This window comes from Isoptericola nanjingensis (genome assembly GCF_050311635.1).
Classification (GTDB): domain Bacteria; phylum Actinomycetota; class Actinomycetes; order Actinomycetales; family Cellulomonadaceae; genus Isoptericola; species Isoptericola nanjingensis.
The window spans coordinates 140205-160174 of the sequence record NZ_JBNOZL010000010.1; the positions used below are offsets into that span (position 1 = coordinate 140205).

At 74.6% G+C, this 19970-nt stretch carries 16 protein-coding genes and 1 tRNA gene; 8 read left to right on the plus strand and 9 right to left on the minus strand.

The features are described from left to right. Positions 1 to 130: 130 nt before the first annotated feature. The 5 genes from thrB to argS form a co-directional block, all read right to left on the minus strand. Positions 131 to 1081: a homoserine kinase gene (gene thrB / locus ACQP6G_RS20165; protein ID WP_429767023.1), complete on the minus strand. Its 951-nt coding sequence runs from the start codon at positions 1079 to 1081 to the stop codon at positions 131 to 133. 50 nt (positions 1082 to 1131) lie between these two features. Further along, a complete protein-coding gene (thrC, locus tag ACQP6G_RS20170; protein WP_429767024.1) occupies positions 1132 to 2238 on the minus strand; it encodes a threonine synthase in 1107 nt (368 codons plus the stop codon). 1 nt (position 2239) lies between these two features. Further along, a complete protein-coding gene (locus ACQP6G_RS20175; protein ID WP_429767130.1) occupies positions 2240 to 3598 on the minus strand; it encodes a homoserine dehydrogenase in 1359 nt (452 codons plus the stop codon). 108 nt (positions 3599 to 3706) lie between these two features. Then, the gene (gene lysA / locus ACQP6G_RS20180; RefSeq protein ID WP_429767026.1) at positions 3707 to 5092 is read right to left on the minus strand and encodes a diaminopimelate decarboxylase; all 1386 of its coding nucleotides are present in this window, start codon (positions 5090 to 5092) and stop codon (positions 3707 to 3709) included. Then, positions 5089 to 6756 carry an arginine--tRNA ligase gene (argS, locus tag ACQP6G_RS20185; RefSeq protein WP_429767028.1) on the minus strand — a complete coding sequence of 556 codons (1668 nt, stop codon included), beginning with the start codon at positions 6754 to 6756 and terminating at the stop codon, positions 5089 to 5091. Before argS ends, lysA begins: the two co-directional genes overlap by 4 nt. 131 nt (positions 6757 to 6887) lie before the next feature. On the opposite strand from argS, the gene ACQP6G_RS20190 reads away from it, so the two are divergent. Further along, positions 6888 to 6963, plus strand: a tRNA-Arg gene (locus tag ACQP6G_RS20190). A 132-nt stretch (positions 6964 to 7095) separates the two neighbouring features. Here the strand turns inward: ACQP6G_RS20190 and ACQP6G_RS20195 are convergent. Next, positions 7096 to 8604: an MFS transporter gene (locus tag ACQP6G_RS20195; RefSeq protein ID WP_429767029.1), complete on the minus strand. Its 1509-nt coding sequence runs from the start codon at positions 8602 to 8604 to the stop codon at positions 7096 to 7098. 407 nt (positions 8605 to 9011) lie between these two features. Between ACQP6G_RS20195 and ACQP6G_RS20200 the strand changes: the two genes are divergently transcribed. The 5 genes from ACQP6G_RS20200 to ACQP6G_RS20220 are packed head-to-tail and all read left to right on the plus strand — an operon-like array spanning position 9012 to position 14143. After that, positions 9012 to 10529: an MmgE/PrpD family protein gene (locus ACQP6G_RS20200; RefSeq protein WP_429767031.1), complete on the plus strand. Its 1518-nt coding sequence runs from the start codon at positions 9012 to 9014 to the stop codon at positions 10527 to 10529. A 28-nt stretch (positions 10530 to 10557) separates the two neighbouring features. After that, entirely contained in the window at positions 10558 to 11469 is a 912-nt protein-coding gene (gene prpB / locus ACQP6G_RS20205) for a methylisocitrate lyase (RefSeq protein WP_429767032.1), read from the plus strand. A gap of 47 nt (positions 11470 to 11516) precedes the next feature. Beyond that, the gene (locus ACQP6G_RS20210; RefSeq protein ID WP_429767033.1) at positions 11517 to 12674 is read left to right on the plus strand and encodes a bifunctional 2-methylcitrate synthase/citrate synthase; all 1158 of its coding nucleotides are present in this window, start codon (positions 11517 to 11519) and stop codon (positions 12672 to 12674) included. Further along, positions 12671 to 13459, plus strand: a complete 789-nt coding sequence (locus tag ACQP6G_RS20215) for a class I SAM-dependent methyltransferase (protein ID WP_429767035.1) — start codon at positions 12671 to 12673, stop codon at positions 13457 to 13459. Before ACQP6G_RS20210 ends, ACQP6G_RS20215 begins: the two co-directional genes overlap by 4 nt. A 57-nt stretch (positions 13460 to 13516) precedes the next feature. Further along, entirely contained in the window at positions 13517 to 14143 is a 627-nt protein-coding gene (locus ACQP6G_RS20220) for a CYTH domain-containing protein (RefSeq protein ID WP_429767037.1), read from the plus strand. A gap of 258 nt (positions 14144 to 14401) precedes the next feature. Here ACQP6G_RS20220 and ACQP6G_RS20225 read toward each other — a convergent pair whose 3' ends face one another. From ACQP6G_RS20225 to ACQP6G_RS20235, 3 genes are all read right to left on the minus strand, one after another. Then, a complete protein-coding gene (locus ACQP6G_RS20225; protein ID WP_429767038.1) occupies positions 14402 to 15256 on the minus strand; it encodes a M15 family metallopeptidase in 855 nt (284 codons plus the stop codon). A gap of 213 nt (positions 15257 to 15469) precedes the next feature. After that, positions 15470 to 16507: a hemolysin family protein gene (locus tag ACQP6G_RS20230; protein ID WP_429767039.1), complete on the minus strand. Its 1038-nt coding sequence runs from the start codon at positions 16505 to 16507 to the stop codon at positions 15470 to 15472. Then, positions 16504 to 17874, minus strand: a complete 1371-nt coding sequence (locus ACQP6G_RS20235) for a hemolysin family protein (RefSeq protein WP_429767040.1) — start codon at positions 17872 to 17874, stop codon at positions 16504 to 16506. The genes ACQP6G_RS20230 and ACQP6G_RS20235 overlap by 4 nt, the downstream gene beginning before the upstream one ends. Before the next feature lie 216 nt (positions 17875 to 18090). Between ACQP6G_RS20235 and ACQP6G_RS20240 the strand changes: the two genes are divergently transcribed. Next, the gene (locus ACQP6G_RS20240) at positions 18091 to 18828 is read left to right on the plus strand and encodes a response regulator transcription factor (RefSeq protein ID WP_429767042.1); all 738 of its coding nucleotides are present in this window, start codon (positions 18091 to 18093) and stop codon (positions 18826 to 18828) included. Further along, positions 18828 to 19961, plus strand: a complete 1134-nt coding sequence (locus tag ACQP6G_RS20245) for a sensor histidine kinase (protein ID WP_429767044.1) — start codon at positions 18828 to 18830, stop codon at positions 19959 to 19961. The genes ACQP6G_RS20240 and ACQP6G_RS20245 overlap by 1 nt, the downstream gene beginning before the upstream one ends. The last annotated feature ends 9 nt before the right edge of the window (positions 19962 to 19970 follow it).

A 19970-nucleotide genomic window follows, 5' to 3' on the forward strand; every position in this document is an offset into this window, starting at 1 on the left:
TGGCGCGGCGGTCCTGCACCGCATCGCGACCACCGAGGCACCTGGCTCTGACCGGGCACGCTGGCGCGCCGTGCGGTGGAGAGGGGGTGCCCTCGCGGTCGATCCCGAAGGCTCACCGCATCATATCACCTCACACCCGGCCCCAGGCCGACGCGCCGGCCGCCACGCGGCGCGCCACCGCGCCGTCGTGGTCCACCCCCGGCCGCAGCGCGCGCCAGCCCGCCACGTCGTCGACGAGGTCGGCCAGCACGGCGTCGAGCCGGCCCGTGCCGTCGCCCGCGGTGAGCACGAGGACCGTGGGACCGGCGCCGGAGATCGTGGCCGCCAGCCCCTCAGCGCGCAGGGCCCGCAGCAGCTCGGCCGAGCCCGCCATCACGCTCGCGCGGTAGTCCTGGTGCAGCCGGTCCTCGGTGGCGTCGAGCAGCAGCTCCGGGCGCCGCGCCAGCGCCTCGACGAGCAGCCCCGCGCGCCCGGCGGTGAACGCCGCGTCGCCGTGCGGCACCTCCGCCGGGAGCACGCCCCGGGCGCGGCTCGTGGCCAGGCGGGCGTCGGGCACCAGGACGGTGGCCTCGATGCGGTCGTCGACGTCCAGGTCCACGGCGCGGGGGCCGTCGCCCGACCGCCACGCCAGCGTCGCGCCACCCCGGATCGCGGGAGCCGCGTTGTCCGGGTGGCCCTCGAACTCCGTCGCGATCCGCAGCACCGCGGCCGCGTCCAGGACGTGGGGGTCGGCGAGGAGCGCACGCGCCGCGACGATGCCCGACACGACGGCCGCCGACGACGAGCCCAGCCCCCGCGCGTGCGGGATCCGGTTGACGCACCGCAGCCGCAGGCCGGTCCGGGGCGCCCCGGCGAGCTCGAGCGTGTGCCGCAGGGCGCGCACGACGAGGTGGTCGTCGCCGAGCGGCACCTCCCCCGCCCCCTGCCCCTCGACCTCGATGACGACGTCGTCGCTCGCGAGGAGCTCGACCTCCAGGTCGTCGTACAGCGCGAGGGCCAGGCCCATCGCGTCGAACCCCGGGCCCAGGTTGGCGCTGGTCGCGGGAACACGGACCAGCACGTGGTCGGCGCCGAGCTGCATGCGCGTCTCCCTCTCGGGGCTCGGTCGGAACGGTGTCGGGCGGGAGGGGCTCAGCCGAGGCCGAGCGCGTCGGCGATGGAGACGACGTCGGCGCTCACGCGTGTCGGGGTCACCTCGCCGCCGTCCGGCGTGCGCAGAGCCCACTGCGGGTCCTTGAGCCCGTGGCCGGTGACCGTCACGACGACCCGGGCCCCGGCGGGGACCAGGCCGCGCTCGGCGCGGGCGAGCAGGCCCGCGACGCCGGACGCGGACGCCGGCTCGACGAACACGCCGACCTCGGCGGACAGGACGCGGTGCGCGGCGAGGATCTGCTCGTCGGTGACCGACTCGATCACGCCGCCGGACGTGTCGCGGGCGGCCTCCGCCTGCTCCCACGACGCGGGGTTGCCGATGCGGATCGCGGTGGCGATCGTCTCCGGCTGGTCGACGGGGTGCCCCAGGACGATCGGCGCGGCGCCGGCGGCCTGGAAGCCCCACATCTGCGGCGTGCGGGTCGCGACCGCGCCGTGCGCGGCGCCGTCGTCCAGGCCCGCGTACTCGCGGTAGCCCTTCCAGTACGCGGTGATGTTGCCCGCGTTGCCGACCGGGAGGCAGTGGATGTCCGGGGCGTCGCCCAGGGCGTCGACGACCTCGAACGCCGCCGTCTTCTGACCCTCGATGCGGTCCGGGTTGACGGAGTTCACCAGCTCGACCGGGTACACCTCGGCGAGCTTGCGCGCCGCGATCAGGCAGTCGTCGAAGTTGCCGTCCACCTGCAGCAGGCGGGCGCCGTGCGCGATCGCCTGGCTGAGCTTGCCCATCGCGATCTTGCCGTCCGGCACGAGCACGGCGCAGGTCATGCCGGCGCGGGTCGCGTACGCGGCCGCCGAGGCGGACGTGTTGCCGGTCGAGGCGCACACGACGGCCTTCGCGCCGCGGCCCGCGGCCGCGGAGATCGCCGTCGTCATGCCGCGGTCCTTGAACGACCCGGTCGGGTTCATGCCCTCGACCTTGACGTAGACGTCGGCGCCGGTGCGGTCCGACAGCGCGGGGGCGGCCACGAGCGGGGTGCCGCCCTCGCCGAGCGTCACGATCCGCTCCGCCACGTGGGCGGGCAGCCGGTCGGCGTACTCGGTGATGACACCGCGCCACTGGTGGGCAGGCTGGGGCGTCGACATGTCAGGCTCCCTCGACTCGCAGGACGGACGTGATCTCGCGCACCGGCTCGAGGCCGCGCACGGCCGCGACCGTCGCGGCGAGCGACGCCTCGCGGGCGGAGTGCGTGGTGAGCAGCAGCGCGGCGGTGCCCTCGGCGACGTCGACGGCGTACGGCTCGTCGGGCGCCTGGCGGACGGTGTCGATCGACACGCCGTGGTCGGCGAGCACCTGCGCCACCTGCGCCAGGACGCCGGGGCGGTCCGCCACGACGAGGCGGACCTGGTAGCGCGTGACGGCGGCGTCGTGCGGCAGCACCGGCAGCGACGCGTACGCGGACTCGCGCGGCCCGCGCCCGCCGACCATCCGGTCGCGCGCGGCCGACACGAGGTCGCCGAGCACGGCGGACGACGTCGGGCGGCCGCCCGCGCCCTGCCCGTAGAACATGAGCGGCCCGGCGTCGTCGGCCTCGACGAAGACCGCGTTGAACGCGCCCCGCACCGCGGCGAGCGGGTGCGTGGCCGGCACGAGCGCGGGGTGCACCCGCACGGACACGCCCTCGGCGGTCTGCTCCGCGATCGCCAGCAGCTTCACGACGTGCCCGGTCTGCTGCGCGGCGGCGACGTCGGCGGCGGTCACGCGGGTGATGCCCTCGCAGGCGACCTGCGCCAGCGAGACCCGGGTGTGGAACGCGAGCGACGCGAGGATCGCGGCCTTCGCCGCGGCGTCGTGCCCCTCGACGTCCGCCGTGGGGTCGGCCTCCGCGTACCCGAGGGTCTGCGCCTCCTTGAGGGCCTCCTCGAGGTCCAGCCCGTGCGTCGTCATCTGGTCGAGCACGTAGTTGGTGGTGCCGTTGACGATGCCGAGCACGCGGCGCACCTGGTCGCCGGCGAGCGACTCGCGCACGGGGCGGACGATCGGGATCGCGCCGGCCACGGCGGCCTCGAACGACAGGTCGACGCCCGCGGCGTCGGCGGCCTCGAAGAGCTCCGGGCCGTGCGCGGCGAGGAGCGCCTTGTTCGCCGTGACGACGCTCGCGCCGCCGGCGATCGCGCGGTGGATGAGCCCGCGCGCCGGCTCGATGCCGCCCATGAGCTCGATGACGAGGTCGGCCCGGTCGACGAGCGCCTCGGCGTCCTCGGTGAGCAGGTCGGCGGGGACGACCGTCCCGACGCCGCCGCGCGGACGGCTCGCGTCGCGCACGGCGATGCCCACCAGCTCGAGGCGTGCCCCGGCCCGGGCGGCGAGGTCGTCGGCGTGCTGGATCAGCGTCTGCGCGACCTGGGAGCCGACGACCCCGCAGCCGAGCAGCGCGACGCGCAGCACCGTGGGGGTCGGGTCGGCCGCCTGGCGGGGACGGGCCGCGGGGACGGCCCCAGTCAGGGGCCCGGACGAGGGGGCTGCAGGCACGGGAGAACCTTCGGAACGGGATGCCGGGACGGGGTCAGGATAGCCGCGGCGCGTCGGCCGCCGGGCCGCCGTCCACGGCCGTCAGCCCAGGTCGAGCGCGAGCAGGTCGTCGACCGTCTCGCGCCGCACCAGGACGCGCGACGCGCCGCCTGAGACGGCGACCACGGGCGGGCGGGTCAGCAGGTTGTAGTTCGACGCCATCGAGCGCCCGTACGCGCCGGTCGCGGCGACGGCGAGCAGGTCGCCGTCGCGCACGTCGCCGGGCAGCCAGGTCTCGTGCACGACGATGTCACCGCTCTCGCAGTGCTTGCCGACGACGCGCGCGAGCACGGGCTCCGCCGCCGAGGTCCGGCCCACGAGCTCCGCGTGGTACTGCGCCTCGTACAGCGCCGGGCGGATGTTGTCGCTCATGCCGCCGTCGACCGAGACGTAGGTGCGGACACGGCCGTCGTCGAGCGCGACCGGCTTCACCGTGCCGACCGTGTAGAGCGTCAGCCCCGCGGGGCCGACGATGGCGCGGCCCGGCTCGATCGAGATCCGGGGCAGCGGAGTGCCCAGCTCGGCGCAGACGGCCGCCACCGCGCTCGCCACGTCCTTCGCGATGCGGTCCGGGTCGAGCGGCACCTCCCCCGGCAGGTACGCGATGCCGTACCCGCCGCCGAGGTCCACCTCGCCGACCAGCACGCCCGTGCGCTCCGCGAGCTCGGCGCGCAGCCGCAGCACGACGCGCGCCGCCGCCTCGAAGCCCGCCGGGTCGAGGATCTGCGAGCCGATGTGCGAGTGGATGCCCAGCAGGTGCAGCTCCGGGCGCTCGACGGCCGCGAGCAGCGCGCGCATCGCGGGCCCGTCTCCCCCGTCCGGACCCGGGTTCACCGAGAGGCCGAACTTCTGGTCCTCGTGCGCGGTGGAGATGTACTCGTGCCCGCCCGCGTGCACGCCGGTCGTGACGCGCACCATGACGGGAGCCACGAGCCCGCGGGAGCCGGCGAGCGCCGCCACCCTGTCGATCTCGACGAGCGAGTCGACGATGATGCGGCCGACGCCCGCGTCGAGTGCCGCGAGGATCTCGGCGTCCGACTTGTTGTTGCCGTGCAGGCCGATCTCGGCGCCGGGGACACCGGCGCGCAGCGCGACGGCGAGCTCGCCGCCGGACGCCGTGTCGACGCGCAGGCCCTCCTCGCGCGCCCAGCGGGCCACGGCGACGGTGAGCAGCGCCTTGCCCGCGTAGTAGACGTCGACGCCGGTGCCCACCTCGGCGAACGCCGTCGCGAACGCCGTGCGGTAGCCGCGGGCGCGGGCCCGGAAGTCGGCCTCGTCGAGGACGTAGGCGGGGGTGCCCTGCTGGGCCGCCAGCGCGTCCACGCCGACCCCGCCCACCTCGACGACGCCGTCGTCGCGGCGGCGCACGCCCGTCGACCAGGGGACCCCGAGCACGCCCGTCGTGGCCTGGTTCCCGGCCCCGGTCACATCCGCTCCGGGGCGGAGACGCCGAGCAGGTCGAGGCCGTTCGCCAGCACCTGGCGCACCGCGTCGTTCAGCCACAGGCGCGTGCGGTGCGTGTCGGTGACCTCCTCGTCCGGGTACGGCGTCACGCGGCACTCCTGGTACCACTTGTGGTAGTCCGCGGCGAGGGACTCGAGGTAGCGCGCGACGCGGTGCGGCTCGCGCAGCTCGGCCGCCTGCGTGACGATCCGCGGGAACTCGGTGAGCGCGCCGACCAGCGCCGCCTCGGTCTCGTGCGTGAGCAGGGCGGGGTCGAAGGCGTCGGAGCCGTCGGCCGCGACACGCGCGACGTCGCGGTCGGCCGCGTTCCGGTCGACGGCGCAGGTGCGCGAGTGCGCGTACTGCACGTAGTAGACGGGGTTGTCGTTGCTCTGCTTGAGCATCTCCTCGCCCGACAGCGACAGCGGCGAGTCCGCGGGGTAGCGCGCGAGCGAGTACCGCAGCGGGTCGGAGCCCAGCCACTCGATGAGGTCGTCCATGTACAGGGCGTTGCCGCGGCGCTTGCCCATCCGCTCGCCGCCGATGTTGACGAGCTGGCCGATGAGCACCTCGATGTTCGCCTCCGGGTCGTCGCCCGCGCAGGCGGCGATGGCCTTGAGCCGGTTGATGTACCCGTGGTGGTCGGCGCCGAGCAGGTAGATCTTGCCCGGGAACCCGCGGTCCTTCTTCGACAGGTAGTACGCGGCGTCGGCGGCGAAGTAGGTGGGCTCGCCGTTCGCGCGGATCATCACGCGGTCCTTGTCGTCCGCGAAGTCCGTGGTGCGCAGCCACACCGCGCCGTCGACGTCGAAGACGTGCCCCTGCTCGCGCAGGCGGGCGACCGCCTGCTCCACGGCGCCCGAGTCGTGCAGCGTGCGCTCGGAGAACCAGACGTCGAAGTGCACGCCGAACGCGTCGAGGGTGCGGCGGATCGCCTCGAGCTGGGCCTGGTAGCCGAGCTCGCGCGCGGTCGTGAGGGCCTCGTCCGCCGGGAGCGACAGGAGGTCGGGCTCCTGCTCGAGCACCTCGGCGGCGCGCTCGGCGACGTACTCGCCGGGGTACCCGCCCTCGGGCACGTCCTCGCCCTTCGCGCGGGCGAGGATCGACGCGGCGAACTTGTCCATCTGCGCGCCCGCGTCGTTGATGTAGTACTCGGCCGTCACGTCGGCGCCGGCCGCTCGCATGATCCGCGCGAGCGCGTCGCCGAGCGCCGCCCAGCGGGTGTGGCCGATGTGCAGCGGGCCCGTCGGGTTGGCGGAGATGAACTCGAGGTTGTGCACCTGGCCCGCGAGGGCGTCGGTGCGGCCGTACGCGTCTCCGGCGGTGACGATCGTGCGGGCGAGCTCGCCCGCGGCGCCCGCCTCGAGCGTGATGTTGAGGAATCCCGGGCCGGCGACGTCGGCCGCCTTGATCCCCGGCGTCGCCGCGAGGCGGGCCGCCAGGTCCTCCGCGAGCGCGCGCGGCGTGGTGCCCGCCTTCTTCGCGAGCTGCAGCGCCACGTTGGTGGCCCAGTCCCCGTGCTCGCGCTGCCGGGGTCGCTCCACGTGCACCGAGGCCGGGACGGCGTCGGCGGGCAGGGCGAGGGTGCCGTCGGCCACGGCCGAGGCGAGGGCAGCGCTGAGTGCTCCGGAGAGCTCGTCGGGGGTCACCGGGCGATTCTACAAAGGCGGCGGGCCGCCAGGTGCTCGCCGTCGTGGTGGGATCGTCCGCCGTGTGCCGTCCGGCGCTCAGGTGCTGGTAGTCTCGTGCACCGTGCCGAGCGGTTTTCCGTCCGGCGCCCGCGCCTGTAGCTCAGTGGATAGAGCGTCTGCCTCCGGAGCAGAAGGTCGGGGGTTCGAATCCCTTCAGGCGCACCACGAGAGAACGGCCCTGGTCATCGACCAGGGCCGTTCTTCGTTCTTCGTTCTCCCTCGACCCCGACGTCGCGATCGGTCGCCGTCCCGCGACGGGACGGCGACCGATCGCTACGTCAGAGTCGGCCCGGCGGCTCAGCGCGCCCCGGCGAGGCCGCCCAGCGGCATGGTGTCGAGGTCGAGGTCCGGGTTCTTCTCCTGCGTCTTCACGAGCGCCTTGGCCTCGGCGTCGGTGTCGACCGACGGCATCGAGCCCGGCAGCGGCTTGCCGGCGCTCTCCTTGACGAAGCCGACGGCGACCGCACCCACGAGCGCGAAGCCCATCAGGTAGTAGGCCGGGGCCATGCTCGAGCCGGTGGCCTGCGTCAGCGACTCCACGATCAGCGGGGTCGTGCCGCCGAAGATCGCGAGCGAGACGTTGTAGGCCAGGCCCATCGAGCGGTAGCGCACGGAGGTGGGGAACATCGCGGGCAGCGTCGCCGCCTGCACGCCGACCATGCACGCCACCGGGACCGCCATGAGCACGAGGCCCAGGATCGTGGACCACACGTGGCCCATCGCCAGGAGCAGGAAGGCCGGGGCCGCGAGCACCGCGAGCGAGCCCGCGCCGAACCACAGCAGCGGACGGCGGCCGACGCGGTCGCTGATCGGGCCGGCCACGAGGATCATCACGGCGAGCAGCACCAGCACGGGCACGGTCAGCAGGGTGCCCGCCGTCGCCTCGTAGCCGAGGGTGTCCGTGAGGTAGGTCGGCATGTAGCTCGTCAGGGCGTAGCCGGCGGTGTTGGCGACGGCCACGAGCACCATGGCGACCGCGAGCGGGCGCCACTGCGAGCGCAGCGTGACGTCGGCGGGCGCGGGCGTCTCGACGCCGTGCGTCTTGGCGGCCTCGGCCGCGACCTGCTGCGCCTGGAACGCCGGGGACTCCTCGATCTTCAGGCGGAACCACACGGCGAACGCGCCGATCGGGCCGGCGACCAGGAACGGGATCCGCCACCCGCCGTCGAGCATGGCCTGCTCGCCCAGCGTCACCTGCAGCACCGTCACGACGACCGCGCCGAGCGCGAAGCCGAGGTAGCTGCCGAAGTCGAGGAACGACGCGGCCCAGCCGCGACGGCGGTCGGGGGCGTGCTCGGCGACGAAGGTCGTGACGCCGGCGTACTCACCGCCGGTGGAGAAGCCCTGCACCACCTTGAGGAGCACGAGCAGCAGCGGCGCCGCGACGCCGAGGACGCCGTAGGTCGGCAGCAGCCCGATGAGGAACGTCGAGGCCGCCATCATCACGAGCGTGAAGGCCAGCACCTTCTGGCGGCCGACCTTGTCGCCGATGCGGCCGCAGACGATGCCGCCCAGCGGGCGCGCCACGTACGTGGCGGCGAACACGCCGAGGGAGAAGAGGATCTGCACGCCGGACGACGCCTGCGGCAGGAACACGGCACCCATCGTCACGGCCAGGTAGCCGTAGACGCCCACGTCGTACCACTCCATGAGGTTACCGACGGCGGTGCCGCCGATCGTCTTCTTGAGCATGGAGTTGTCCACGACGGTGACGTCGGAGACGCGGAGCCTGCGACGCGCGGCCCGGGTGGCCGGAGCGTTCTCGGGAGTGGTGCCGGTCGGTTCCTGAGGGAGTACGGCGGTCATGTTTCCTTCCGTGGCCGGCGCGGCGCGCACGCGGTGTGAACGCAGCGGCCCGGCCCGTGACAGGGAGCCGGCGCCCGCCACGAGGGCGGACGCCGAGCCCGAACATGGGCGGCCACGTTACCGATCCTTGACCGAGAATCAAGTTCGGCTGGGCAACCAAGGGCCCGGAAGTGCCCTCGGCGCGACGCCCTCACCTGCGGCGACACCATTCCTTGACACGGTATTCGTGAAGCCCGCCACAGGGCTCGAGAAGCGCCCTCGCACCGCCGTCCGGGCGACGGCCGCCCGCCACCGCTCGCTGGACCCGGCGCTCACCGGGCGTTACGTTCTCGGAGCGGCCCGGACACGGGCGGCGACGACGCCCGCACACGATGTCTGCCGAGGCCTGCACAGGGAGGACTCCCCGCATGATCGACCACGAGGTCCGCGTCTACCGCTCCGACGAGCCGCTGCCCCGCGAGGGGCAGCTCGCGTGGAAGATCGCGGAGGTCGCGGCCGAGCAGCTCGAGCCCGCCCCGGAGGTCACCGACATGGTGATCAACCGTGTGATCGACAACGCCGCGGTGGCGACGGCGTCGCTGGGCCGCGGCCCGATCCTCGCGGCCCGCGCGCAGGCGGAGGCGCACCCGGTCTCCCGCGGCGGCGCGGGCTCGACGGTCTTCGGCTCCCCCGGGCGGACCAGCCCCGAGTGGGCGGCCTGGGCGAACGGCGTCGCCGTGCGGGAGCTGGACTACCACGACACGTTCCTCGCGGCCGAGTACTCGCACCCTGGCGACAACATCCCGCCCCTGCTCGCCGTCGCGCAGCACCTGGGCCGCAGCGGTGCGGAGCTGCTGCGCGGGATCGTCACGGGGTACGAGATCCAGGTGGACCTCGTCAAGGGCATCAGCCTGCACGCGCACAAGATCGACCACGTCGCCCACCTCGGCCCGTCGGCCGCGGCGGGCATCGGCACGCTGCTCGGCCTGCCCGCGGAGACCATCTACCAGGCGGTCGGCCAGGCCCTGCACACGACGACGGCGACGCGGCAGTCGCGCAAGGGCGAGATCTCCACGTGGAAGGCCCACGCCCCCGCGTTCGCGGGCAAGATGGCCGTGGAGGCCGCGGACCGCGCGATGCGCGGGCAGACCTCCCCCAGCCCGATCTACGAGGGCGAGGACGGCGTGATCGCCTGGCTGCTCGACGGGCCCGACGCCCGCTACACGGTGCCGCTCCCGGCCGCCGGCGAGGCGCGGCGCGCCATCCTCGACACGTACACCAAGGAGCACTCGGCCGAGTACCAGGCGCAGGCGTGGATCGACCTCGCGCGCCGCCTCGGCACCGAGCGGCCCGAGCTGCGCGACCCGGCGAACGTCGTCGCCGTCGTGCTGCACACGAGCCACCACACGCACTACGTGATCGGCTCCGGCTCCGGCGACCCGCAGAAGTACGACCCCACGGCCAGCCGCGAGACGCTCGACCACTCGATCCCGTACATCTTCACGGTCGCGCTGCAGGACGGCGCCTGGGACCACGTCGGCAGCTACGCCCCCGAGCGCGCCGCCCGCCCGGACACCGTGGACCTGTGGCGCAAGGTCACCACGGCCGAGGACGCCGAGTGGACCCGCCGGTACCACTCGAGCGACCCGGACGAGAAGTCCTTCGGCGGTCGCGTGGAGATCGAGCTCACGGACGGCTCGCGCGTCGTCGAGGAGATCGCCGTCGCGGACGCGCACCCGCTGGGCGCGCGCCCGTTCGCCCGCGAGCAGTACGTGGCGAAGTTCCGCACGCTGGCCGCCGGGGTGCTCGCCGACGAGGAGACCGAGCGGTTCCTCGACCTCGCGCAGCGGCTGCCGGAGCTGTCCGCCGACGAGCTGTCCGGTCTCACCGTCACGCCGCTCGCCGACCCGCTCGCGACCCACCCGGTCGCGCGCGGCATCTTCTGAGACCCGTTCTGAGACCCGGAGGGCGACCGTGCTCTACACGACCACCACCCCCGCCGCCAAGCGCGCCGCGTTCCGCGAGCGGCTGCGCTCCGGCGAGCTCCTGCAGCTGCCCGGCGCGTTCAACCCGCTCGCCGCGCGGCTGATCCAGGACAAGGGGTTCGACGGCGTGTACGTCTCGGGCGCAGTGGTCGCCGCCGACCTGGGGCTGCCCGACGTCGGGCTGACCACCCTCACCGAGGTCGCGACCCGCGCGGGGCAGATCGCGCGCATGACCGACCTGCCGACGCTCGTGGACGCCGACACCGGCTTCGGCGAGGCGATGAACATGGCCAGGACCGTGCAGACGCTGGAGGACGCGGGCGTCGCGGGGCTGCACGTCGAGGACCAGGTGAACCCCAAGCGCTGCGGGCACCTCGACGGCAAGCAGGTCGTGGACGAGCCGACGGCCCTGCAACGGGTGCGCGCCGCCGTCGCCGCGCGGCGCGACGAGAACCTGCTCGTCATGGCCCGCACCGACGTGCGCGCCGTGGCGGGGCTCGCGACCGCCGTCGCCCGCGCGAAGGCGCTCGTCGACGCGGGCGCGGACGCGATCTTCCCCGAGGCGATGCGCGACCTGGCCGAGTTCGAGGCCGTCGCGAGCGCCGTCGACGTCCCCGTGCTGGCCAACATGACCGAGTTCGGCAAGTCCGAGCTGTTCACGACGACGCAGCTCGCCGACGCGGGCGTCGCCCTCGTCATCTACCCGGTCTCGCTGCTGCGCCTCGCGATGGGCGCCGCCGAGCGCGGCCTGGACGCCCTGCGCGCCGAGGGCTCGCTGACGGGGCAGGTCGAGCACATGCAGACCCGCGCCCGGCTCTACGAGCTGCTCGACTACGGCGCCTACTCGGCGTTCGACACCGGCGTCTTCGACTTCAGCCTGGACGACAACCTGCACGGCTGAGCGCCGCCGCAGCACGCACCGCAGCACATCGCAGCGAAGGAGCATCGATGACAGAGCACACCGGGTCCGAGCCCGAGGTCCGACGCGGGCTGGCGGGGGTGGTCGCCGACGTGACGGCCGTCTCCAAGGTGGACCCCGAGACCAACTCCCTGCTGTACCGCGGCTACCCGGTCCAGGACCTGGCGGCGACCCGTCCGTTCGAGGCGGTCGCGTGGCTGCTGTGGCACGGCGAGCTGCCCACGCCCGACGAGCTGGACGCGCTGCGCGCGACCGAGCGCGAGCACCGCCCGCTCGCCGACGACGTGCGCGCCGCCATCGACCTGCTGCCCCTCACCGCGCACCCGATGGACGAGGTGCGCACGGCGGTGAGCGTCGTCGGCGCGCGCGAGGCTGCGGGCCTCACGGCCCTGGAGGCGGCCGCCGACCCGGACGTCAACCTCGAGCGCAGCGTGCGGCTGTTCGCGGCCCTGCCGGCCGTCGTCGCGTACGGGCAGCGCCGCCGCCAGGGACTGGAGCCGGTCGCCCCGCGCGACGACCTGGACTTCTCCGCGAACTTCCTCTGGATGACCTTCGAGGTCGAGCCGGACCCCGTCGTGGCCGACGCGTTCAACCGTTCGATGATCCTGTACGCCGAGCACTCGTTCAACGCCTCCACGTTCACGGCGCGCGTCATCACGTCCACGCTCAGCGACCTGCACTCGGCCGTCGTGGGCGCGATCGCGGCGCTCAAGGGGCCGCTGCACGGCGGCGCCAACGAGGCGGTCATGGAGACGCTCGCCGAGATCGGCACCGCCGAGCGTGCGGCGTCCTGGCTCGACGAGGCGCTCGACGCCAAGCGCAAGATCATGGGCTTCGGGCACCGGGTCTACAAGCACGGCGACTCGCGCGTGCCGACCATGAAGGCCGCCCTCGACACCCTGGTCGAGCACTACGACCGCCCTGACCTGGCCGCCCTCTACGACGCGCTGGAGTCCGAGTTCGTGCGCCGCAAGGGCATCTACCCGAACCTCGACTACCCGTCGGGCCCGGCCTACCACCTCATGGGCTTCGAGACGGCCACGTTCACGCCGTTGTTCGTCGCCGCCCGCGTCACGGGCTGGACGGCGCACATCATGGAGCAGCAGGCCGCCAACGCCCTCATCCGCCCCCTCTCGGCCTACGTCGGTCCCGAGCGCCGCGAGGTGCCCGGCCCCGCGGACCGGTGAGCGCCGACCGGGACGCCGCACGCCCCGCGTCGTCCTTCGGTGCGGCGGCCGTCGCGTACGCCGAGCACCGCCCGGACTACGCGGCGGCCGCGGTGCGCTGGACGCTGCGGGCGGCGCCGGGCCCGCGGGTGCTCGACCTCGGCGCGGGGACGGGCAAGCTCACCGCCACCCTGCTCGACCCGGCCGTCGCCCCGGGCGCGGAGGTCGTCGCCGTCGAGCCGGACCCGGCGATGCTGGCCGAGCTGCGGCGGGGCCTGCCGGCCGTCCGCGCCCTGGCGGGCAGCGCCGAGTCGATCCCGCTGCCCGACGGCTCCGTCGACGCCGTGCTCGCGGGCAACGCCCTGCACTGGTTCGACCCGGCGGTCGCGGGGCCCGAGATCGCCCGCGTGCTCGCCCCCGGCGGCGTCCTGGCCGGGCTCTGGAACCTCCTGGACGACGACGTCGCCTGGGTCGCCGGGCTCGCCGACGTGAGCGGGAGCGCGGCCGTGGGGCCACGGGACACACCGACCGCCTGGCGCCGCGCGACCGCCGGCCTGCTCCCGCCCGCCGGGGAGGCGTGGTCGGCCCGGGCGGAGCGGGCCGAGTTCCCGCACGGGCAGCGCCGCACCGCCGACTCGCTCGTCGCGACGCTCGCGACCCGCGCCGGGATGCTCGTCATGCCGGAGGCGGAGCGCGCGGCCACGACCGGGCGGATCCGCGCCTATCTCGCGGACCGGCCGGAGACGGCGCAGGGCGAGTTCACCCTGCCGATGCGCACGGGCGTGCTGCGCGCGCGGCGCACCTGAACGACACCACCGGGCCGCGGGACCGGACCGTCGCCGCGGCGCACTAGGCTCGCAGTCATGTCCGCCGACTACTCCGACTTCGAGTTCGAGCGCCGGTTCTTCGTCCGCGAGCTGCCGGACGCGCTGCGCGACGCCCCCGCTCTGATCGTCCAGTCCTACTTCCTGTCCGACGGCGGCTACGCGCTGCGCGTGCGGGTGCAGGCCACGGGCGTCGAGGCACGGCTGGGCCCCGACAGCGACGCGCGGGACGTCCTCGAGCTCTACCGCTCGCGCGTCGACTTCGCCGCGGTCACGGTCAAGGGCCCGTCGGTGGGCGGCACCCGGTACGAGGCGGAGCGCCCGCTCGAGCCGGACGTCGGCGCGGAGCTGGTGCGCCGCGGCGGCGCCCAGGTCATCAAGACGCGCTACGCGGCCTGGCTGGGCGCCGACGGCTGGTCGATCGACGTCTTCGGCGGCGCCAACGCCCCGCTCATCGTCGCCGAGTGCGAGCGCTCGGGCCCGGTCACGGACCTCCAGATCCCCGACTTCTGCGTCACCGAGCTCACCGACGACCGCCGCTTCTCCAACGAGTCCCTCGCCGTCGACCCCTTCCGCGGGTGGTCCGCCGCCTACGCCCAGGAGCTCGCCACCCAGGGCCCCCGCTTCCGCGACGACTTCGGCGGCAACACCACGATCACCACCTGACAGCCCACAGAGCCCTGCGCCGCCCGTGCGCCCACCCTTCGCACGCACGGGCGGGGGTCCGTGAGAGCCGACGCCGGAGCGGCGGGACGGTGGACGCCGTCGTCGCGCAGGGCGAGCGTTCAGGAGAGCGGGAGGTGCAGGATCCTTCGCGCGGTCGTATCCCTCCCGAAGTGGAGCGCCCCCTGGGGCGCGCGAACGCGACCGCGCGAAGGATCCTGCACCTCCCGCGGCCGTGAGCAAGGGAGCACCACAGAGGGCTCAGTGCCAGGGCGTGATCTCCACCACACCGGGCTTGTACTCGAAGTGCCAGGGCTCGTAGTTCCCCATGCCACCCCGCTGCGCCCACGGCGGGTTCTCCCACCCGTACGCCGGCCCGTTCTCCCACAGCCACCCGTAGACCTCGCTGGAGCGGTACTCGTCGCCGCACAGGTCGATTGCGAGCCCCCACCCGTGCATGGACGTGCCGGGGGTGGCGGCGAGGTAGCCGCGGCTGGCCTTGACGGCGTACTGGGAGGAGATGGAGCGGTAGCTGTCGACGAGGCACAGGTCGCGGCCGAAGCGGACGCGGAACGCCTCGTTGAGGGCGCTGAGGGCGACGGCGGCGTCGGCGCGCAGCTTCTCGCCCGGCTGCCAGATGTCGCAGAGCGAGTGGTCGGCGAGGCTGCCGTTGCCGCCGTCGATGGAGGCCCCGGAGTCGCAGCCCGGCAGAGGGCTGCGCTCGGCGGTACGACTGGCGGCGGACGCCTCGACGCGCACGTCACGGGGTGCGGCGGCGATGCCCTGGGAGGTGCGGGGGGTCTCGACGCCATGCTCGAGGAGCGCCAGCGTGGAGGGGCCGGTGGGCTGGGTGTCGAGGTCGAACGGGGTACCGCCGTGCGCCTGGCCGTCGGTGACGAGGGGTGCGGCGATGGTGGCGGCGGCGAGCGAGCCGAGCACCGTCAGTCGGGTGACCCAGGCGTGCCCCGCGGGGGCGGCATGCCGGCCGCCGGAGCGGTCGCCGCGGGCGGCAGCGGGGCGCTTGCGGGGCTTCTTGCCGGCCCGGGCGAGCTCGGCCTCCCGCATCTCGCGACGGGAGCGCGGCGCGGCTGCGTCACCCTGCGACGTCGCCTCCACGGCACCTCCGCGCTCGTGCTCCGGGCGGCCGCCATGGTCGCCCGTGCTCCTCGGACCAGAACACGGACCGCCCGGCGTCGCGTGCCCTGCACGCGACCGACGAGGCGATCCGTCACGGAACCATAACGGGGTCGGGCGCCCCCGCCAAGTCCCCGTCCACAGGCGGTCAGGCCGCGGCCAGGGCCAGGCGGCGTGGGAGGGTGTCCACCCTGCTCACGGTCGGCGCTGCATCGCGTCGCGCACCTCGCCCACGAGCTCCTCGAGGATGTCCTCGAGGAACACGACGCCGAGGACGCCGTCGGGTCCCTCGACGCGGGCCAGGTGCGCCCCGGAGCGCTGCATGGCGCGCAGCGCGTCCTCCACCTCGTCGGCCGGCCGCACGGACGCGAGCGCGCGCACGCGCCACGCCGGCACCGGGTCGAACCGGTCGCCGTTCGACGCGTACAGGACGTCCTTGAGGTGCAGGTAGCCGCGCAGGGCGTCGTCGTCGCCCCGCACGGGGAACCGGCTGAAGCCGGTGCGCGCGACGAGGTGCTCGACGTCGTCGGGCGTGGTGCGCGGGTCGACGGTGACCAGCTCGTCCACGGCCACCATGACGTCGCCCGCGGTGCGCGAGGAGAACTCGATGGCCCCGGCCAGGAGGCCCTGCTCGTCGCGGAGCACGCCCTCGGCCTGCGAGTGCTCGACGATCGACTGCACCTCCTGCGCCGTGAACGCGGAGGCGACCTCGTCCTTCGGCTCGACCCCCGCGAGCCGCACGGCATGGTTCGCGACCCAGTTGAGCGCCGCGATCACGGGGCGCACGGCCCGGCCGAGCAGCACCAGCGGCGGCGCGAACCAGAGGGCGGCCGTCTCCGGGCCGGCGACGGCGAGGTTCTTGGGCACCATCTCGCCGAGCACCACGTGCAGGTACACGACGATCGCGAGCGCCAGGACGAGCGAGACGGGGTGCAGCAGCGCCTCGGGGACCCCCAGGGCCTCGAAGGGCACCTCGAGCAGGTGGGCGAGGGCGGGCTCCGCGACGATGCCCAGGCCGGTGGAGCACACGGTGACCCCGAGCTGCGCGCACGCGAGCATGAGGGAGACGTGCTCCATCGCCCACAGGGCGGTGCGGGCGCGTCGGTCGCCGGCCTCGGCCCGCGGCTCGATGGCGCTGCGGCGCGCGGAGATGACGGCGAACTCGGCGCCGACGAAGAACGCGTTGCCGGCGAGCAGCAGCACGCCGATCAGCAGGGCGGTCCCGGTGCTCATCGGCCCATCTCCCCGTGCCGGGTCCCGGCCGGGTCGACGGCGAGCACGCGCAGCCGCTCGACGCGCCGCGCGTCCATCGCCTCGACGCGCAGCAGCACGCCGTCGGTCTCGACCTCGTCGCCCACCTCGGGCACCCTCCCCAGCACCGCCATGACCAGGCCGCCGAGCGTCTCGTAGGCCGGCCCCTCGGGCACCACCAGGCCGGTGCGCTCCTCCAGCTCGTCGGGGCGCAGCACCCCGGGCACGACCCACGACCCGTCGGCGCCGCGCACCACCCCGGCGCGGCGCGGGTCGTGCTCGTCGGCGACGTCGCCGACGAGCTCCTCGACGACGTCCTCGAGCGTGACGATGCCCGAGGTGCCGCCGTACTCGTCGACGACCACGGCCATCTGCAGCCCGAGACCCCGGAGCTCGACGAGGAGCGGCCCGAGCCGGACCGTCTCCGGGACGCGTGGCGCGTCGACCATGAGCGCGGCGGCCGGCACCTCGGCGCGGCGGTCGTGCGGCACGCCGACGGCGCGGCGCAGGTGCACGAGGCCGACGACGTCGTCGCGGTCCACGCCGATCACCGGGAACCGGGAGTGGCCGGTGCGCCGGGCGAGGGCCACGACCTCGGCGGCCGTCGTGTCGCGCTCGACGACGGCCATCCGCATGCGGTCGGTCATGACGTCGCGCGCCGACAGCTCGTCGAGCTCGAGGGAGTTGGTGAGCAGGGTCGCGACCGACTGGTCGAGCGTGCCCTCCTGCGCCGAACGTCGGACGAGCGACAGCAGCTCCGAGGACGACCGCGCGCCGGACAGCTCCTCGCGAGGCTCGACCCCGACCCTGCGCAGCAGCGCGTTGGCCGAGCCGTTGAGCACGGCGATGAGCGGCCGGAACAGCATGGTGAACACGCGCTGCACGGGGACGACCAGCCGCGCCGTCGCGTGCGGGGCGGACAGCGCGAAGTTCTTCGGGATCAGCTCGCCGAACAGCATCGAGAACGCGTTGACGACCACGAGGGCCAGCACGACCGCGAGCACCCCGGCGACGCCCTGCCCCATCGCCGTGGCGGCGAACGCCTCGGAGAACAGGGACAGCAGCGCCGGCTGGGCGGTGTAGCCCAGCAGGATCGTGGTGATGGTGATGCCGACCTGGGCGGAGCTGAGCTCCGTGGACAGGTGCTTGAGCCCGGCGCGGACGGCACGGTCCCGTCGGTCCGACGGGCGCGCGGTGTCGTGGCCGGGCGAGGGACTGTCGCCCTCCTCGTCGTCGGCCCCGAGGACGGCCGGGTCGAGGGTGACGAGGGAGAACTCGCTGGCGACGAACACCGCGGTGCCCGCGGTGAGCACCACGCCCAGCACGATCATGAGGACGTCGCCTAGCACGGGCGGCTCCCGGTCGTGCGGCGCGGCGCGGCCGGGCGGCGGGGCGGCGGGGTGGCCAGGCGGGACGGCGCGGGCGACCCCGCGCGATATCGGCTCTCGTCCATCGTGCTCCGATGGTATCGGGACGGAGCCCGCGGGCGAGTCGGCGTCCGCGCGGGAGGGCCCTGGACAGCGTGTACTCAGCGCTCCCCCAGGGAGCCGGTGCAAGATGGCACCATGACCACCGCGACCCCTCCGAGCAGCCCGGGCGCCTCGGGCCAGCAGAACGCCACCGTGCTCGTCGTCGAGGACGAGCCCGCGATCGCGGCCGCCATCGCCCAGCGCCTGTCCGCCGAGGGCTGGCGGGTCGAGGTCGCGCGCGACGGCCTCGCCGGCGTCGACGCCGCCTCCCGCCTGAGCCCGGACGCCATCGTGCTGGACGTCATGCTGCCCGGCATCGACGGGCTCGAGGTCACCCGCCGCATCCAGGCGGAGAACCCGATCCCCATCCTCATGCTCACGGCGCGCGACGACGAGACCGACATGCTCGTCGGCCTCGGCGTCGGCGCCGACGACTACATGACCAAGCCGTTCTCGATGCGCGAGCTGGTGGCGCGCGTCAAGGCGCTGCTGCGGCGCGTGGAGCGCGCGCAGCAGGCCGCGGTGACGACCCCCGCCGACCCGCCGATGGTCATGGGCGACGTCACGATCGACCGCGCCCAGCGCCGCGTCCACCGCGCGGGCGACGAGGTGCACCTCACGCCGACCGAGTTCGAGCTGCTGGTCATGCTCGCGAGCTCGCCCAAGACGGTCCAGACGCGCGAGCGCCTGCTCGCGGAGGTGTGGGACTGGGCGGACGCCAGCGGCACCCGCACCGTCGACTCCCACATCAAGGCGCTGCGCCGCAAGCTCGGGCCGGACCTCATCCGCACCGTGCACGGCGTCGGGTACGCGTTCGAGCCGCCGGAGGCCTGATGGACCCCGCCGCCGGCGACGACACCGGGCCGGCCGCGCCGCGGCGCAAGGAGCACCACCGGCTGCCCGACGTCCGCCCGCTGGACCCGCTGCGGTCGCTCAAGACCAAGCTCGGCGTGCTCGTCGTGGCGACGGTGACGTTCGCCGTCCTCATCACGTGGATCGGCCTGCAGAACGAGCTCGGCCCCACCCGCACGCTGCCCCTGGCGATCTTCCTGTCCCTGGTGATCGTGCAGCTCCTGGCGCGCGGCATGACGTCGCCGCTGCGGGACATGACGGCGGCCGTGCAGGCGATGGCGGCGGGCGACTACTCCATCCGCGTGCGCGCCACGAGCCGCGACGAGGTGGGCCAGCTCGCCGAGGCCTTCAACGTCATGGCCGCCGACCTCGACGCCTCCGACCGGGTGCGGCGCGAGCTCATCGCCAACGTGTCGCACGAGCTGCGCACCCCGGTGGCGGCGCTGCAGGCCCAGCTCGAGAACATGGTCGACGGCGTCACCGAGCCGACGCCGTCGGCCCTCGAGCTGTCCCTGGAGCAGACGGAGCGGCTCACCCGGCTGGTCACGTACCTGCTCGACCTGTCGCGGGTGGAGGCAGGCGCCTCCGCGCTGGTGCTCAGCGAGTTCTCCGTGGGCGACTTCCTCGAGGAGTCCGCGCAGGCGATGTCGATGGTCGACGCGGCGAAGGGCCTCAGCTACGTCGTCGACGTCACCCCGCCGGACCTCGCGCTGGAGGCCGACGTCGAGCGGCTGCGCCAGGTGGTCACCAACCTGCTGCAGAACGCGATCCGGCACTCGCCGCACGCCGGGACGGTGCGGCTCGACGCCTACCCCGTGGACGACGACGTCGTGCTCGAGGTGAGCGACGAGGGCCCCGGCATCGCGCCCGAGGACCGTGGCCGGATCTTCGAGCGGTTCGCGAGCGGCGCGGCCGCCGGTCGCCCGCACGCCGCGCCGCCGTCCGGCATGGCGAGCGGCGGCACGGGCATCGGCCTCGCCATCGTCCGCTGGGCGGTCGACCTGCACGGAGGGCACGTCGAGGTCGCCGACACCGACCGCGGCGCGACGATGCGCGTGACGCTTCCCGCGCAGGCCCGGCCCGCCGCCGGCGTCACGACCGAGCCCTCCGAGTGATCCCGCGCC

What these genes read in the sequence shown, in the direction of transcription:
- ACQP6G_RS20245 (WP_429767044.1), top strand. Translation starts at nt 18,828, where the DNA reads ATGGACCCCGCCGCCGGCGACGACACCGGGCCGGCCGCGCCGCGGCGC.
- ACQP6G_RS20230 (WP_429767039.1), bottom strand. Translation starts at nt 16,507, where the DNA reads ATGAGCACCGGGACCGCCCTGCTGATCGGCGTGCTGCTGCTCGCCGGC.
- ACQP6G_RS20200 (WP_429767031.1), top strand. Translation starts at nt 9,012, where the DNA reads ATGATCGACCACGAGGTCCGCGTCTACCGCTCCGACGAGCCGCTGCCC.
- ACQP6G_RS20210 (WP_429767033.1), top strand. Translation starts at nt 11,517, where the DNA reads ATGACAGAGCACACCGGGTCCGAGCCCGAGGTCCGACGCGGGCTGGCG.
- thrB (WP_429767023.1), bottom strand. Translation starts at nt 1,081, where the DNA reads ATGCAGCTCGGCGCCGACCACGTGCTGGTCCGTGTTCCCGCGACCAGC.
- ACQP6G_RS20220 (WP_429767037.1), top strand. Translation starts at nt 13,517, where the DNA reads ATGTCCGCCGACTACTCCGACTTCGAGTTCGAGCGCCGGTTCTTCGTC.
- ACQP6G_RS20195 (WP_429767029.1), bottom strand. Translation starts at nt 8,604, where the DNA reads ATGACCGCCGTACTCCCTCAGGAACCGACCGGCACCACTCCCGAGAAC.
- thrC (WP_429767024.1), bottom strand. Translation starts at nt 2,238, where the DNA reads ATGTCGACGCCCCAGCCTGCCCACCAGTGGCGCGGTGTCATCACCGAG.
- ACQP6G_RS20240 (WP_429767042.1), top strand. Translation starts at nt 18,091, where the DNA reads ATGACCACCGCGACCCCTCCGAGCAGCCCGGGCGCCTCGGGCCAGCAG.